14 protein-coding genes are annotated in these 15,390 nt (G+C 76.1%); 5 read left to right on the top strand and 9 right to left on the bottom strand.

The window, feature by feature from the left end:
* Positions 1–26: 26 nt before the first annotated feature.
* Positions 27–653 (bottom strand): hypothetical protein, encoded by a 627-nt coding sequence (locus ACI79R_RS14010; protein WP_456574246.1) that lies wholly within the window; start codon positions 651–653, stop codon positions 27–29.
* Positions 654–761: 108 nt separating this feature from the next.
* Between ACI79R_RS14010 and ACI79R_RS14005 the strand changes: the two genes are divergently transcribed.
* Complete coding sequence (locus ACI79R_RS14005) at positions 762–4,076, top strand: BTAD domain-containing putative transcriptional regulator (protein WP_456574245.1); 3,315 nt, start codon at positions 762–764, stop codon at positions 4,074–4,076.
* A gap of 6 nt (positions 4,077–4,082) precedes the next feature.
* Here the strand turns inward: ACI79R_RS14005 and ACI79R_RS14000 are convergent, their stop codons facing one another.
* Positions 4,083–4,784, bottom strand: coding sequence for a hemerythrin domain-containing protein (locus ACI79R_RS14000; RefSeq protein ID WP_456574244.1), 702 nt, complete (start codon positions 4,782–4,784; stop codon positions 4,083–4,085).
* 100 nt (positions 4,785–4,884) lie between these two features.
* On the opposite strand from ACI79R_RS14000, the gene ACI79R_RS13995 reads away from it, so the two are divergent.
* The 3 genes from ACI79R_RS13995 (at position 4,885) to ACI79R_RS13985 (ending at position 7,387) form a co-directional block, all read left to right on the top strand.
* Positions 4,885–5,877, top strand: a complete 993-nt coding sequence (locus ACI79R_RS13995; RefSeq protein ID WP_456574243.1) for an NAD(P)H-quinone oxidoreductase — start codon at positions 4,885–4,887, stop codon at positions 5,875–5,877.
* Positions 5,878–5,891: 14 nt separating this feature from the next.
* Positions 5,892–6,521, top strand: a complete 630-nt coding sequence (locus tag ACI79R_RS13990) for a TetR/AcrR family transcriptional regulator (protein WP_456574242.1) — start codon at positions 5,892–5,894, stop codon at positions 6,519–6,521.
* Between the two features lie 71 nt (positions 6,522–6,592).
* On the top strand, positions 6,593–7,387 hold the full coding sequence (locus ACI79R_RS13985; protein WP_456574241.1) for a class II aldolase/adducin family protein: 795 nt from the start codon (positions 6,593–6,595) through the stop codon (positions 7,385–7,387).
* Between the two features lie 46 nt (positions 7,388–7,433).
* On the opposite strand, the gene ACI79R_RS13980 is transcribed toward ACI79R_RS13985, so the two are convergent.
* Positions 7,434–8,606: an aromatic ring-hydroxylating oxygenase subunit alpha gene (locus ACI79R_RS13980; protein WP_456574240.1), complete on the bottom strand. Its 1,173-nt coding sequence runs from the start codon at positions 8,604–8,606 to the stop codon at positions 7,434–7,436.
* Positions 8,607–8,714: 108 nt separating this feature from the next.
* Here ACI79R_RS13980 and ACI79R_RS13975 point away from each other — a divergent pair, with 108 nt between their 5' ends.
* Positions 8,715–9,575: a sugar phosphate isomerase/epimerase family protein gene (locus ACI79R_RS13975; protein ID WP_456574239.1), complete on the top strand. Its 861-nt coding sequence runs from the start codon at positions 8,715–8,717 to the stop codon at positions 9,573–9,575.
* Here the strand turns inward: ACI79R_RS13975 and ACI79R_RS13970 are convergent.
* Genes ACI79R_RS13970 through ACI79R_RS13945 form a run of 6 tightly spaced genes read right to left on the bottom strand, consistent with a single transcriptional unit; the run spans position 9,566 to position 15,328 of the window.
* Entirely contained in the window at positions 9,566–10,504 is a 939-nt protein-coding gene (locus ACI79R_RS13970; RefSeq protein ID WP_456574238.1) for an NAD(P)-dependent oxidoreductase, read from the bottom strand. The two genes, ACI79R_RS13975 and ACI79R_RS13970, sit on opposite strands and share 10 nt — an antisense overlap.
* A gap of 10 nt (positions 10,505–10,514) precedes the next feature.
* Positions 10,515–11,465, bottom strand: coding sequence for an agmatinase (speB, locus tag ACI79R_RS13965; protein ID WP_456574237.1), 951 nt, complete (start codon positions 11,463–11,465; stop codon positions 10,515–10,517).
* Positions 11,462–12,517 carry an ABC transporter ATP-binding protein gene (locus tag ACI79R_RS13960; protein ID WP_456574236.1) on the bottom strand — a complete coding sequence of 352 codons (1,056 nt, stop codon included), beginning with the start codon at positions 12,515–12,517 and terminating at the stop codon, positions 11,462–11,464. The genes speB and ACI79R_RS13960 overlap by 4 nt, the downstream gene beginning before the upstream one ends.
* Positions 12,514–13,323: an ABC transporter permease gene (locus ACI79R_RS13955; protein WP_456574235.1), complete on the bottom strand. Its 810-nt coding sequence runs from the start codon at positions 13,321–13,323 to the stop codon at positions 12,514–12,516. Before ACI79R_RS13955 ends, ACI79R_RS13960 begins: the two co-directional genes overlap by 4 nt.
* The gene (locus ACI79R_RS13950; protein WP_456574234.1) at positions 13,323–14,207 is read right to left on the bottom strand and encodes an ABC transporter permease; all 885 of its coding nucleotides are present in this window, start codon (positions 14,205–14,207) and stop codon (positions 13,323–13,325) included. The genes ACI79R_RS13955 and ACI79R_RS13950 overlap by 1 nt, the downstream gene beginning before the upstream one ends.
* Positions 14,204–15,328, bottom strand: coding sequence for an extracellular solute-binding protein (locus tag ACI79R_RS13945; RefSeq protein ID WP_456574233.1), 1,125 nt, complete (start codon positions 15,326–15,328; stop codon positions 14,204–14,206). The genes ACI79R_RS13950 and ACI79R_RS13945 overlap by 4 nt, the downstream gene beginning before the upstream one ends.
* Positions 15,329–15,390: the final 62 nt, after the last annotated feature.

Here is a 15,390-nt window from a genome sequence, read left to right as displayed (position 1 = left end):
CAGCTTTCCTGCGCTCCCGGCCTCCATCAGCCGCGGACGGCGTCGCGCAGGCGCAGCCACCGGTCCTCCCCGAGCCGCAGCAGCCACCGCAGCCGGCGGGGCGCGGTGCCGATGAGCAGCACCCGCTCGGCCGGCGAGGCCGCGTCCAGGAACCACGGGACGCCGAAGAGCGCGGACCCGGCGGCGGACCGGAACCGCCGCTCGCAGTCGACCAGCGACACTCGGTGCCCGTGCTCGTGCCCGGTTCCGGCCACCGCGGCGCGCGCGTCGAGCAGGTCGGCGAGGTCGGCCAGCGCCCGCGCCAGATGGGGGGCGCCGGCGGAGACGTCGGCGCCGAACAGCGGCAGCGCCTCGGCGGCGCGGACCGCGGCGGTGTGCACCGGGACGTCGTCGTGCCGGTCGGCGCTGCCGCGGACGGCGGCCAGCACGCCCTGGGCGAAGGCCTCCACCGCCTGCTGGCGCGCCGGGCAGCAGGGTGCGTCGAAGACGATGCCGGTGACCGCGTCGGCCAGCGTGCGCACCTCGCCGCGCAGCGCCCGCAGCTCGACCGGGCAGGCGTCGGCGACCGTCGTGGTCACCGGCGGGCGGGCAGCCGGCAGGGTCAGGGCCGGGCTGCGGTGGGCGGGACGGGCGGCAGTCGTCGTGGAGGTCATGGGCACAGGCTCGCCACCACCGCTGGTACGGGGCTTGCACCGCACTGGTGCCGCACCGGGCGGGACGCTGGCCGAGCGTCGCCGGCGTGGCCTACCCTCGCGCCCGCCATGGCTGCCGGTGTCGAGTTCGGGGTGCTGGGCGGCGTCTGGGCACGCCGCGCCGGCAGTGACGACGCCGTCGACCTCGGCGGGCACCGGCAGCGCTCGGTGGTGGCCCGGCTGCTGGTCGCCCGCGGGGGCGTCGTCCCGGCCGACCTGCTGGTCGCCGACCTCTGGCACGCCGAGACCCCGCCGCGCGCGCTGGCCGCGCTGCAGGCCCACGTCAGCCACCTGCGCCGGGCGCTGGAGCCCGACCGGCCGCCGCGCACCCCCGCCCGCCTGCTGGTCACCGTGCCGCCCGGCTACGCCCTGCGCCCGGCGGGGGACGACGTGGACGCCCTACACGCCGGGCGGCTGCTCGGCGAGGGCGACCGGCTGCTCGAGGCCGAGCCCGCCGCGGCGCGGGACCGGTACGCCGCCGCACTGGAGCTGTGGCGCGGTCCGGCGTATGCCGAGTACGCCGACGAGCCGTGGGCCCAGCCGGAGGCCGCCCGCCTGGAGGAGCTGCGGCTGACCGCGGTGGAGCGGTGGGCCGCGGCGTCGCTCGCAGCCGCCGGCGGGCCGGATCCGCTGGCCCGGCTGCAGGCGCACGTGGCCGAGCACCCGCTGCGCGAGGAGGGCTGGCGGCTGCTGGCGCTCGGTCTCTACCGCGCCGGCCGGCAGGCCGACGCGCTGGCGGCGCTGCGCCGGGTGCGCACGCTGCTGGCCGAGGAGCTCGGCGTCGAGCCCGGCCCGGCGCTGCGCGCGCTGGCCGACGACGTCCTGGCGCAGGCGCCGCACCTGATGCCCGCCGCCGCACCGGTCCGGGTGGCGCCGCCGGCCGCGCCCGCCCCCGAGCCGGCGCCTGCTCCCCGGCCGGGGCTGGTCGGCCGCGACACCGAGCTGGCCGCGCTGCGGGAGGCGGCGGCGCGCGCCGCCGCGGGGCACGGCGCGGTCGCCGTCGTCACCGGCGAGGCCGGCAGCGGCAAGTCCGCGCTGGTCGAGGGGCTCGCGGCCGAGCTGGCCGGCGCCGGCTGGCGGACGGTGCTGGCCCGCTGCCCCGAGACGGCCGGGGCACCCGCGGGCTGGCCCTGGGCCGAGGCGCTGGGCCGGCTGGCCCGCAGCGCGCCGCCGCCGGAGCCCGAGCGGCTGGCGCCGCTGCTGGACGAGGACGCCGCCACGACCGGCGGGGACGCCGCGGCCGGCCGCTTCCGGCTGCACCGGGCGGTCGGTGACTGGCTGGGCGGGCTGGCCCGCCGCGCGCCGCTGCTCGTCGTCCTCGACGACCTGCACCGGGCCGACGGCGAGACCGCCGGCCTGCTGCTCGACGTCGTCGCCGCGCTGGCCGGCGCGCCCGCGCTGGTCGTCGTCGCCACCCGGCCCGAGCCGTTGCCGCGCCTGGACGAGGTGCTGGCCGCGCTCGCCCGCCGCTCCCCCACCCGCCTGGCGCTGACGGGCCTGGACGACGACGCGGTGGGCCGGCTGGTCGACGAGGTCGTCCCCACGCCCGTCGACGCCGCCGTGCGGGCGGCCATCGCCGAGCGCACCGGCGGCAACCCGTTCCTCGTCCGGGAGCTGGCGCGGCTGGTCTCCACCGGCGCCGACGTGCGGGCGGTGCCCGGTGGCGTGCGCGACGTCGTCCGCTCCCGGCTGGCGGCCCTGCCGGCGCAGACCGCCAGCCTGCTGCGGGTGGCCGCGGTGATGGGGCGTGACGTGGACGTCGAGGTGCTGCTCACCGCCGCCCAGGTCCAGCGGGGGGACGACGAGGCGGTGGTCGACGCACTGGAGTCCGCACTGGTCAGCGGGCTGCTGGTGGAGCCGGGGCCCGGGCGGCTGCGCTTCGTGCACGCCCTCGTCCGCGACACCCTCTACGACGACCTCTCCTCGCTGCGGGCCACCCGGCTGCACGGGCGGGTCGCGCAGGCGCTGGAGGAGCTGCGCCCGCACGACGTCACGGCACTGGCCCACCACTCGGAGGCGGCCGGCCCGGCGCACGCGGCGGCGACCGCGCGATGGGCGGCCGCCGCGGCCGAGCTGGCCGAGCGGCGGTTCTCCTTCGTCGAGGCCGCGGGCTGGTGGCAGCGGGCGGAGGCGGCCGCGACCCTCGCCGCGCCGGAGGACTCCGTGGCCGGACTGCGGCTGCTCGCCCGGGCGGCGCGTGCAGCCACGCTCTCGGGCGACATGCCCTCCGGCTGGGCGCTGCGCACCCGCGGGCTGGCCGCGGCCCGCGCCGCCGCCCCGGAACTGGCCGCGGAGCTGCTGGTCGCCTGCGACGTCCCGTCGCTGTGGGCACCGCGGGCCACCGCCCCCGACGCCGCGCTGATCGAGGCCGTGGAGGCGACCGCCGCGGCGCTGCCCCACCGGCCGGACCTGCGGTCGCGGCTGCTGGGCGTCCTCGCCTTCGAGCTGGCCGGGCATCCCGACGACGACCGGGGGTACCGGGCGAGCCTGGAGGCGGTGGCCCTGGCGCGGGAGACCGGCGACCCGCTCGTGCTGGCCTCCGCGCTCAACGCCCGGTACCTCAACACCTACCGGCACGGCGGCCTGGACGAGCGCCTGGCGCTGGGCCGGGAGCTGCTCGACCTCGCCCGCCGCGAGCAGTTCGGCGTGTACGAGGCGACCGCCCGGCTGGTGCTGCTGCAGCACAGCTGCGGCGTCCTGGACCTGGCGACCGCCGACGAGCACGCCGCCGAGGCCGAGCGGCTGGCCGCCACCTACGGGCTGCAGCTGCTGCACGCGATCGCGCTCTGGTACCGCGGGCTGCGGCACGCCGTCGCCGGCGACCTGCCGGCGGCCGAGGAGGCCTACGGCGCGGCCGACGCCGCGGTGGGCTCGAGCGGCTTCTGGGCCGACCAGGCGCACGGGCTGTGGTGGATGAGCGTGTTCTGCCTGCGGGTGGCGGCGGGGCGGCACGAGGGGCTGGTGGCGGCCACGCGGGCGATCCACGCGGTCGCGCCCGTCGAGCTGCACGAGATGTACTGCCTCGCCCTGCTGCTGGAGGGCCACGAGGAGGAGGCACGCCGGCTGGCCGCCACCCGCAACGCGATCGCCCCGGACTGGTTCACGCCGATGTACCTCGGGCACCGGGCGCTGCTCGGGCTCGGTCTCGGCGACCGCGCACGGATCGACGAGGCCTACGCCGGGCTGCTCCCGCACGAGGACGCCGTCTGCGCGGCCTGGACGGCGACGGTCGCCCTGGGACCGACCGCCACCCTGCTGGCCCGGCTGGCCGCCGCCCGGGGCGACCGCGCCGCCGCCGAGGCCCACCGGCACCGGGCCGTCGAGGTCGCCGGGCGGACCGGCAACCCGTACTGGATCGCCGCCGCCCGGACCGCCCTCGACTGACTCCCCTCAGGCGCCGACGAGCAGCGCGCGGCGGCGCTGCCAGCGCGGCTCGGCCACCTTGAGCAGCAGGCGCAGGGGCGGGCCGGCCACCTCCAGCAACGCCGCCCGCTCCTCCGCGGAGCACTGCGCGGCGACCCAGGGCAGGACGAAGAGCATGTGTCCCAGGCTGCTGCCCTTGCGGAACCGGGCCTCGCAGGTGGCGAAGTCACCCGCGGAGACGTGCGTGCGGATGACGGGGAAGACCTCGGCCTCCTCCTCGGTGATGTGCTCGTCCAGGAGGTCGGCGACCTGCGTCATCACCCGGCCGAGGACGGCGGCCGAGGCGGCGGAGCCGTCGCGGGTGAAGACGGCGAGCGCGTCCTCGGCGCGGGCGAGGACGCCGTGCAGCACGGTGTGGTCGTCGGTGAGGGGCTCGAGGTCCACGACCGGCCCGGCGGAGGCGGCGATGACCGGCCAGAGGACGTCGTCCTCCCGGCTGTGGTGCACCTCGATCTCGTGGAGCACCTCGGTCGCGTACTCGACCACCGCGCGCCGCCGGGACGGCGGGCAGGGGGCGCCGGCGCCGATCGCGGTGGCGGCGACGGCGACGTCGCGGGCGCCGGCCCGCAGGGCGCGGTGGATCAGCCCGAACATCGTCAGGTCGGCCTCGGGGTCGCCGGGGCGGCGGGGGGTCACGGGGAACGGGAGCGGAGGGGTCTGCGTCGTCATGGCGGCAGCCTCGGCCGCAGCACTTACCGGCCACTTGCCGCTCACTTCGCCGGCGGGATGCTGGGCGGGCCCTGCGAAGGGGGCCTCCTAAGGTCGGGGCATGCGCGCGGTGACCCTCGACGGATCCGGTGGCCCCGAGGTGCTCGGCTGGGGGGAGGCGCCCGATCCCGTGGCCGGTCCCGGCGAGGTGGTGGTCGACGTCGTCGCCACCGCCGTCAACCGGGCCGACCTGCTGCAGCGGGCCGGCCACTACCCGCCGCCGCCGGGCGCGAGCGAGATCCTCGGCCTGGAGTGCAGCGGGGTGATCAGCGAGGTCGGCGCGGACGTGACCGGCTGGTCGGTGGGTGACGAGGTGTGCGCGCTGCTGGCCGGCGGCGGCTACGCCGAGCGGGTCGCCGTGCCGGCCGGGCAGCTGCTGCCCCGCCCCGCCGGCGTGGAGCTGGCCACGGCCGCCGCGCTGCCCGAGGTGGTGTGCACGGTGTGGTCGAACGTCTTCATGCGCGCCCAGTTGCGCCGCGGCGAGTCCTTCCTCGTGCACGGCGGCGCCAGCGGCATCGGCACCATGGCCATCCAGCTGGCCGCGCGCGCCGGCGCACGGGTGTTCACGACCGCCGGCTCCGCGGCCAAGCTGGCCACCTGCCGCGAGCTCGGGGCCGACGTGGCGATCAACTACCGCGACGAGGACTTCGTCGAGCGGGTGCGCGAGGAGACCGGCGGCGCGGGGGTCGACGTCGTCCTGGACAACATGGGCGCCAAGTACCTGGCGCGCAACGTCGCCGCCCTCGCCACCGGGGGCCGGCTGGTGTGCATCGGCATGCAGGGCGGCACGAAGGCCGAGCTCGACCTCGGCCGGCTCATGGCCAAGCGCGCCTCGGTGCACGCCACCACGCTGCGGTCCCGGCCCACCGACGGCCCCGGCGGCAAGGCCGAGATCGTCGCGGCGGTCCGGCACGACGTGTGGCCGGACGTCGAGCGCGGGGTGGTGCGGCCGATCGTCGACCGGCGGCTGCCGATGTCGCGGGCCGCGGAGGCCCACCGCGTGGTGGAGGCCAGCGAGCACGTCGGCAAGGTGCTGCTGCTGAGCGACTCGTGACCGCCGGACCCCCGATGGCCGAACGCATCCTCGCCGTCGCGGGGGAGCTCTTCGCGCGCCAGGGGTACCACGGGACGTCGACCCGGGACATCGCGGCAGGCGTGGGGGTGCGCCAGCCGTCCCTGTTCCACCACTTCGGCTCGAAGGCGGCGATCCTGGGCGCGCTGCTGCGCCACAGCTACGGGCCCACCAGCGCCGTCGCGGCCCGGCTGGTGGCCTCGCCGGGCTCACCCACCGCCCGGCTGCACGCCTACCTGCTGTGGGACCTCCGCTACGTCTACCGGTCGCAGTTCGTGCTGCAGGGCCTCCACCAGGAGGACCTCCTCGACGACCCCGCCCTCGCCGACGTCCGGGGTCTCGCCGAGCTCCTGCACGGGAGCATCCGGCGGCTGCTCGCCGAGGCGGTCGCCGCCGGCGAGGTCGAGCCGGTCGACACCGCGACCGTCCGGGAGCTGCTGACCGGCATCACGCTCACGCACATCCGGCTGCACGCCGAGGAGACCATGTCCGGTGCCGGGGCCGCCGACCCCGAGCACCGGGCGGCCGAGACCGTCCGGCTGGTGGTCCGGGGGCTGCTCGTCGACCCCTCCCGGTACCCCGCGGTGGCGGAGGAGAGCGCCGTCCTGCTCCGCGACCTCCCCTGACCTGCCTGTCGGCCGATAGGCTGGCACCGTCCCGGGCAGCGGCGCCCACGCACTCGTCGAGAGGCCTTCCCGTGACCACCACCGCGCCCTCGCCCGACCGGACCGCCGCGGCACCCGGGCCCGCGGCCGAGGAGGCCCGGCTGCGCCGGGAGCTGGCCGCGGTCTACCGGCTGGTCGACCACTTCGGGATGACCGATCTGGTCTTCACGCACATCTCGGTGCGGCTGCCCGGCCCGGACCACCACTTCCTGATCAACCCCTACGGGCTGCTGTTCGAGGAGGTCACCGCCTCGTCGCTGGTGAAGATCGGGCTGGACGGCGCGCCGGTCGAGCCGACGCCGTACCCGGTGAACCCCGCCGGTTTCGTGATCCACAGCGCGATCCACGCCGCCCGCGAGGACGCGCAGTGCGTGCTGCACACCCACACCCGGGCCGGCTGCGCGGTGGCCGCGCTCGCCGACGGGCTGCTGCCGGTCAACCAGATGTCGATGGAGTTCACCGGCCGCGTCGGCTACCACGACTACGAGGGCGTCGCCCTCAACGAGGCCGAGCAGGCCCGGCTGGTGGCCGACCTCGGGAGCCATCCGGTGATGGTGCTGCGCAACCACGGGCTGCTGACCGTGGGGGCGACGCCCGCGCAGGCGTTCCTGCGCATGTTCTACCTGGAGCGCGCGTGCCAGATCCAGGTCACCGCCCAGGCCGCCGGCCCGCTGGTCCTGCCGCCCGACCACGTGGTCGCCCACGCCGGCCGGCAGCTCAACGGGGAGCCGACCGGCGACGACCTGACCGACGACGTCGGCCTGGATCTCGCGTGGGCCGCCCTGCTGCGGCTGGTGGAGCGGCGCTACCCCGACTTCGCCGACTGACGCCGGCGCCCCGGGAACCGCGGGTCGCGGTCCCCGGGGCGCCGGATCAGCGGAGGGTGTCGGCGACCAGCCGCTGGAAGACCGCCGTCACCTGGTCCCACGAGGGCACCAGGTGGTTCCGGTCGGCGGCCGGGGAGCGCCGCGCGGACTGCAGGCGGGCGAGGATCGGCATGTCCTGGTCGTTGACCTCGAACAGCACCGAGCACAGCGCCTCGCGCTCCGGGGCGTACTCCGGGCCGGCCGCCGAGGAGTCGACGAACACGGCCATGTGCTCGACGGTGCGGTCGGGGGCCTCCGGGGAGAACGCGATGACCTGGAACCAGTCGGCCTCCAGGAACACCAGGGCGTTCGGGAAGACGCAGAAGATGTCCTGCGCGGCGTGCAGGTGCTCGGGCACCTCACCGAGCAGCGGCAGGGACTTCTCCGTCTTCTTCGCCTTGCCGGCGGCACCCCGGGGGTAGCTGCCGCCCATCACCCGCTCGGCCAGCACGACGTCGTCGATGTCGAGCGCGGCGGCGGCCGGTCCGACCTGCGGGTGGACGAAGGGCAGGTGGTAGAAGTCGAGGAAGTTCTCGACCACCAGCTTCCAGTTCGCCGGCACCTCGTAGGTGCGCTCCTCGGCCAGCGAGATGCGGGTCAGGTCGATCGGGGCCCAGCGCTGCAGCAACGGCTCGAGGAGCGTCTCCAGCGGCTCGACGTCGTCGCGGAAGGCCACGAAGACCATGCCGGCCCACTCGGTGTGCCGCACGGGCAGGAGCCCGAGCTGGGCGCGGACCTCTTCCTCCGGGCCGCCGGCGGCCTGGCCGCCGTCGCGGTTCCAGAAGGGTGCGGAGCACAGCGCGCCGTCGTGCCCGTAGTTCCACGCGTGGTACGGGCAGCGGATCCGGCGAGTGACGGTCGGCTCCTCGACGAGGAGCATGCCGCGGTGCCGGCAGGCGTTGTGGAACACGTGCAGCTCGCCGGAGCGGTCCCGGCTGAGCAGCAGCGGCCGCCCGGCGACCTCGATCGGGTGCACGGCGCCGGGCTCGGCCGCCCAGTGCGTGAAGCCGGCCCAGCTCCAGCCGCCGGCGAAGACGGCCTCGCGCTCGCGGGCGAAGTACTCCGGGTCGGTGTAGGCGGCCGCGGGCAGGATCGACCGGCCCACCGAGCGGTCGGTCAGCGGACCGGGGTGGATGCGGGTGGAGGTCTCGGTCAGGGGGCGTTCCGGAGCGACGGTCATGGCAGCACCTCGGGCGGAGTGGTCACGGACACCGGGCCGGCTCGTCGTCGAGCGTGCCTATCGGCTGATAGGTTGACGCTAGCGCATGACGGCCCCGGGGAGGAAGACGTGACGACGACCGGTCAGCGGCTGGTGGTGTCCCAGTCCCTCTGGGCGATGGAGGACCTGCCGCTCGGGGGCCCGCAGTGGACGCTGCCGGAGCGCGTGGCGGCGATCGCCGACGCCGGCTTCGACGGCCTGGCCGTCGACCTCGGCGCCCGCCAGGCACCCGCGGCCGCCGACCTGCGCCCTCTGGCCGAGGACGCCGGCCTGCGGGTGCAGGTCTTCGCCTTCGTCAGCGAGCAGCGCCCGCTGGCCGAGGCCCTCGCCTACGCCGCCGACGTCGGTGCCCGCTCCATGGTCCTGTGCGGCCAGGTCTTCCCTGCGGGGGTGGCGGAGGCCGCCGCCACCGTGCGCGGCTGGCTGGCGGAGTCGTCGGCCGCCGGCATGCCGGTGGAGCTCGAGACGCACCGGTTCACGCTGACCAACGACCTGCACGCCACGGTCGCCCTGCTGGACGCGGTGCCCGAGCTGCCGCTGGCGGTCGACCTGTCGCACTACGTCGTCGGCAACGAGCTGCCCGACGGCCCGGACCCGCGCATCGATCCGCTCCTGGACCGGGTGCTGGAGCGCGGCACCTCCTTCCAGGGCCGGATCGCCACCCGGGGGCAGGTGCAGGTCGGCCCGCGGTTCCCGCAGCACGCGGGGGCCGTGGCTCGCTTCCGCGGGTGGTGGGCGCAGGGCTTCGCCGCGTGGCGGGCCCGCAACACCGCGGACGCCGAGCTGTCGTTCGTCTGCGAGCTCGGCACCACGCCCTACGCCATCACCGGGCCGGACGGCGCCGAGATCAGCGACCGGTGGGCCGACGCCCTGCTGCTCGCGGACTGGGCGCGGGAGCTGTTCGCGGCTGCGGCGCCCGCTCAGGACTGACCCGGCCGCACGACGGCGCCGTCGGGTTCCCGGCCGCCGAGCACCGCGGCCACCGCGGCGCCGGCGAGCCGGGCCGGGCGCCGGGCGGCCTCCGCCGAGTACCAGGCCGCGTGCGGGGTGACCAGCAGGTTCGGTGCCGAGAGCAGCGGCTCGCCGGGTGCGGGCGGCTCCACCGGGAGCACGTCGACGGCCGCGCCGGAGAGGTGGCCCGAGCGCAGTGCCGCGGCCAGTGCGGCCGAGTCGACCACCGCACCGCGCGAGACGTTGACCAGCGCGGAGCCCGGCCGCATGGCCGCGAGCGCCGCGGCGTCCACCATCCCCTCGGTGTCCGGGGTCAGCGGCACGTGCAGGCTGACCACGTCGGCCGTGGCCAGGAGCTCGGCGGGCGGCACCCGTCGGACGCCGAGGGCCACGAGCTCCCGGGGCTCGCTGCGGGCCGCCACCACGACCGCCATGCCCAGCGCGCGGGCACGGACGGCCACGGCCCGCGCGATCGGACCGGACCCGAACAGGCCCAGCACCGAGCCCGCCACCCGGCGCGGGGGCGCGGCGGACACGTCCCAGCGGCCGGCCCGCACGCTGGCGTCCAACGCCGGCACGGACCGCAGCAGGGCGAGCACCAGCGCGAGGGTGTGCTCGGCGACCTCCTCCGTGCAGTACTCGCGCACCCGCGTCACCCAGATCCCGCGGGCGGCGGCCTCGGCGAGCGGCAGGTGGTCGCACCCGGTCGAGGTCGCGGCGAGCACCCGCAGGGCCGGCAGCCCGGCCAGCGCGGCGGCCGGCACGGGGGTCTCCGGACCGGCGAGCACGGCGAGGACGTCGGCGCCTGCGGGAACGGCGGTCGCCGCGGTCACCGGCAGCGGCAGCCCCGCATCCGCGAGGACAGCGGCCACCTCGGCGGGGTCGGCGAGCGGGTCGAGCACCACCACCCGGCCGCGGTCAGCGCGCAGGGGCCATCACCGACAGCAGCTCGTAGGCGACGTGCGAGGCAGCCACACCGGTCAGCTGGGCGTGGTCGTAGGCCGGGGCCACCTCGACGACGTCGGCCGAGACGACCTGCCTGCCCCGCAGCGCCCGCAGCATCGCCAGCAGCTCCCGGCTGGTCAGCCCGCCGGCCTCCGGCGTGCCCGTACCTGGCGCGTGTGCCGGATCCAGCACGTCGATGTCGATGCTCACGTACACGGGCCGGTCCCCGAGCCGGGCCAGCATCCGCTCGATCGTCGCGGCCAGGCCGTCGATCTGGACGTGGTCGGCGGTGATGGCCGTGAAGCCGAGCGCGGCGTCGTCGGTGAGGTCCGACGGCGCGTACAGCGGCCCGCGGATGCCGACGTGCAGGCTGCCCTCCCGGTCGATCAGGCCCTCCTCGGAAGCCCGCCGGAACGGCGTGCCGTGCGAGTACTCGGCCCCGAAGTAGGTGTCCCACGTGTCCAGGTGCGCGTCGAAGTGCAGGACCGCGACCGGTCCGTGCCGCCGGGCGACCGCACGCAGCAACGGCAGGGCGATCGTGTGGTCCCCGCCGATGGTGAGCAGCCTGGTCCCCTCGCCCAGCAGCTCGTCGGCGCCGCGCTCGACCTGGCCGACCGCCTCGTCGATCGACAGCGGGTTGGCCGAGATGTCCCCGGCGTCGACCACCTGGGCGTGCGCGAACGGCTCGACGTCCTGCGCCGGGTTGTACGGCCGCAGCAGCCGCGAGCTCTCCCGCACGTGCGCCGGGCCGAACCGGGCGCCCGGGCGGTAGCTGACCCCGCTGTCGAAGGGGACGCCCACCACCGCGGTGTCGTAGCGCGTGACGTCCTCGCGCCGGGGCAGCCGGGCGAAGGTGGCGATCCCGGCGAACCGGGGCACGCGGCTGGAGTCCACCGGCCCCACCGGGTCGGGAAGGGCGCTCACGCCGCCACCTCCAGCCCGGTGACGGCCGGCGCCGCCGGCAGCACGTGCAGCGGTCCCGGGGGCACGACCAGGTGCAACCGGTCCCCGGGCGCGGGCCGGACCGCGCCCTCCCCCGCCGGGAGCGTGACCACCACCGGCGCGGCGACCCCGGCCAGGTCCAGCTCCACGCGCAGCCGAGTCCCCTGGTACGTGACCGTCCGGACGACGACCTCCGGGCCCGGTCCGGTCGCGGCGAGAGCGAGGTCCTCGGGGCGGATCACGGCCAGCCCGTCGGCGACCTGCCCACCGGCGTCGCGGCCGAGTGCGGGAACGGCACCGCCGACGACGGGGAAGAGGTCGGCCTCGCCGAGGAAGCGGGCCACGAACTCCGTGGCCGGACGCCGGTAGACCTCCTCCGGCGTGCCCACCTGCTCGATCCGGCCGGCGTCCATCACGGCCACCAGGTCCGACATCGACAGCGCCTCCACCTGGTCGTGGGTGACCGCGACGGTCGTCGTCCCGGTCTCCCGCTGGATGCGCTTGAGCTCGAGCTGCATGGTCTCCCGCAGCTGCTTGTCCAGGGCGGCCAGCGGTTCGTCGAGCAGCAGCAGCCCCGGCCCGAACACCAGCGCGCGGGCGAGCGCGATCCGCTGCCGCTGCCCACCCGACAGCGAGCGCACCGCCCGCGGACCCGCGTCGGGCAGGTGCACCAACCGCAGCGCCTCGGCGACCAGGTCCGCGCGCCGCTTCGCCGGCACCCGGCGCGCCCGCAGCGGGAACTCGACGTTGGCCGCGACGCTCATGTGCGGGAACAGCGCGTAGTCCTGGAAGACGAAGCCGACGTTGCGCCGCCGGGGCGGCAGCCGGTCCAGGCGCTCGCCGTCGGCGAGCACCTCCCCGGCGGAGGCCGGCAGGAAGCCGGCGAGGACGTTGAGCGTCGTGGTCTTCCCGCTCCCGCTCGGTCCCAGCAGGCTCACGAACGAGCCGGCGGGAACGGCGAGGTCGACGCCGTCCAGGATCCGCCGCCCGCCCAGGTCGACCGCCAGCCCGGCGATCGTCAGCGACGTGCTCATGACCTCTCCCCCTTCCTGCGGGTGCCCAGCACGAGGACCAGCAGCCCGATCAGCACGACGGCGAAGCCCATGACCAGCGCGCTCACCGCGGCGATCTCCGGGGAGACGCTCTGGCTCGCCGAACTCCAGAGGTGGCTGGGCAGCGTCGGATCCCCGGCCGGGGCCAGGTAGTAGCTCAGGACCGACTCGTCGAAGCACAGTCCGAAGGCCAGCAGCGCGGCGCCGATGACGCTGCGGGCCACCAGCGGCAGCTCCACCCGCAGCACCGTCGACCACCACGGGTGACCCAGGCTCTCGGCGGCGCGGGACAGCGCCGGGTCCACCGCGCGCAGCCCGGCCGCCACCGTCACGTACACCAGCGGCACCGCCAGCACCGCCTGGCCGACCACGAGCGTGCCCAGCCCCGCCGAGCCACCGACCTCCCGGACGCCGACGTAGAGGCCGAGGGCCAGGACCAGCTGCGGGATGACCATGGGCGACAGCAGCGCCGCCTGCGCCAGCCGCCCCGGCCGGGCGCGGCGGCGCAGGGCGAGGGCGGCCGCGGTGCCGGCGACCACGGCGAGCAGCGTGGCGACCAGGGCGGTCCGCAGCGAGACGCCGGCCGCGGCCTGCCAGCCCGGATCGCTCCACACCTCGGTGAACCACCGGGTGCTGAACTCCCGCGGCGGGAAGGTGAGGAACCGGCTGTCCGACAGGGACATCGGCAGGATGACCAGCAGCGGTGCCAGGAGGAACAGCGCCACGACGACGCCCAGACCGGTCAGCAGCCACCGCGACCGCGGCAGCGCCAGGCGCAGCTCGTCCATCAGACCCCGCCCCACTTGTCGGAGATGCGGAAGAAGCGGTCGGCCACCGCGTACAGCGCGAGGACGACGACCAGCAGCAGCACGCCCATCGCCGCGGCGCCGGAGAGGTCCTGCAGCCGGCCGAACTGGGTGCCGACGACCGTGCTGACCAGCTGGTCCTGGGGACCGCCGAGGAAGGCCGGGGTCACGTAGAAGCCCAGGCAGAGGACGAAGACGATGACCGCCCCGGCCGCACCGCCCGAGCCCAGCGCGGGCAGCACGATGCGGCGCAGCACGAGCGCGTCACCGGCGCCCAGCGACCGGGCCGCCCGCACGGTCGAGGGATCGATGCCCGACAGCGCCGCCGAGACCGGCAGCACGACGTAGGGCAGCATGATGTGCACCATCGCCAGCAGCAGCCCGGGCATGGTCTGGAAGAGGTCGAGCCCCTCGTCGAGTCCCAACCGCTGCGCCACGGTGTCCAGCGCGCCCGCCGGCTGGAGGGTGAGCACCCAGCCGTAGGTGCGCACCAGCAGCGAGATCCAGAAGGTCAGGAACAGGATCCCGACCAGCACCCGGGACAGCCAGCGCGGCGCCAGGGCGATGGCCAGTGCGTAGACCACGCCGACGACGAGGGTCACGACCGTGCACAGCGCCGACAGCCACAGCGTGCGCCCGACGGCGTCCCGGAACGTCGCCGAGGACAGCGGGGTGAACAGCCCGCCGACCCCGTCGTCGCCCGTCACGGCCAGCCACAGCACGGCCAGCGTCGGCAGGGCCATGCCCACCCCGAGCAGCAGCAACGGGGGGAGGGCCAGCCACCGGGCCCCGCTCCCGGAGATCGACGACCGCAGCGGCGCGGACGCCGGCTGCGCGATCCCGGCGCCGCTCGGGGCGGCGGTCACTCCCCGACCCAGGCGAAGAAGCGCTCGACGTACTCCACGTCCTGGGAGGCCACGGTGGCGGTGTCGACCACGAGCTGCTTGGTGACGTTGCCCGGAGCGCTCGGCAGCAGGGCCTGCTCCTCGCTGGACAGGCTGTCGAACGCCGCGCTCTGCGTCGGGCCGAGGTAGGTCCGCCTCGCGAGCTCGGCCTGTACCTCGGGCACCGACATGTAGTCGACCAGGGCGTTGGCGGCGTCCATGTGGGCGGCGTTCTGGGTGATCGGGAAGCCGCCCCACGGGTAGAGGACCGCGTCGGTGAACGTGTAGTCCACCGGCTGGCCGTCGTCCTTGAGCAGCTGCATCCGGCTGTTGGCCGTCGCGATCATGACCGTGCTGCCCTGGGCCATGTACTGCTGGCCCTGCGCGTAGGAGTCGTAGAAGACCAGGTCGTCCTTGATCGTGTCGAGCTTGGCGAAGGCCCGGTCGAAGTCGAGCGGGTACATGTCCTCCTTGGCCACGCCGTCGGCCAGCAGCGCGATCTCCACCGTGCCGGCGTAGATGGACTTGGGGAACGCCCGCTTGCCGGGGAAGCGCTCGGTGTCGAAGAAGTCGGCCCAGGACGACGGCGTCTCCTCGAGCTGGGTCGACCACCCGAGGACGACGCTGTAGGCGTAGCTGCCCGCGGCGTAGTCCTGGAACTCCGGGTCGACCAGGTCGCAGCGCCGGACCCAGTCGGCCAGCCGCGCCGGGGGCGTCCCGCCCTGGACGAGGGCGGCGACCGAGTAGCCGTCGAAGTCGATCATGTCCCACTCGGGCGACGCGGCGGCGACCTCCTCGAGGTACTTGCCGTAGTCCCAGCTCGCCTGCGTCACCGCCGCCCCCGAGAGCTCGGTGAACTGGTCGAACATGATCTCCTGGCGGATCTCGTAGGTCTCGCCACCGAAGCCGGCCAGCACGACCGACGTCGACGTGATCTCGGGCCAGTCGGCGTCGACACCCGACGGGGCGGCCGGCGAACCACCGTTGCCGCCACCGGAGGAAGAACCGCACGCCGAGAGCAGCGCCGGGCCGAACAACGCCCCGCCCGCCAGCAGGCCCATGCGGCCGAGCAGCCGGCGGCGGGAGAGCTCGAGTTCGGTCATGGACCCTCCAGATGTTCCGCTCCCACCATCAGCGGGAGACGCCTGCGAGCAGCACTTCCGGA

Source organism: Blastococcus sp. SYSU D00820 (assembly GCF_054050695.1).
The sequence above is the reverse complement of the archived record's forward strand: the minus strand, read 5'-3'. Positions and strand labels throughout refer to the sequence as shown.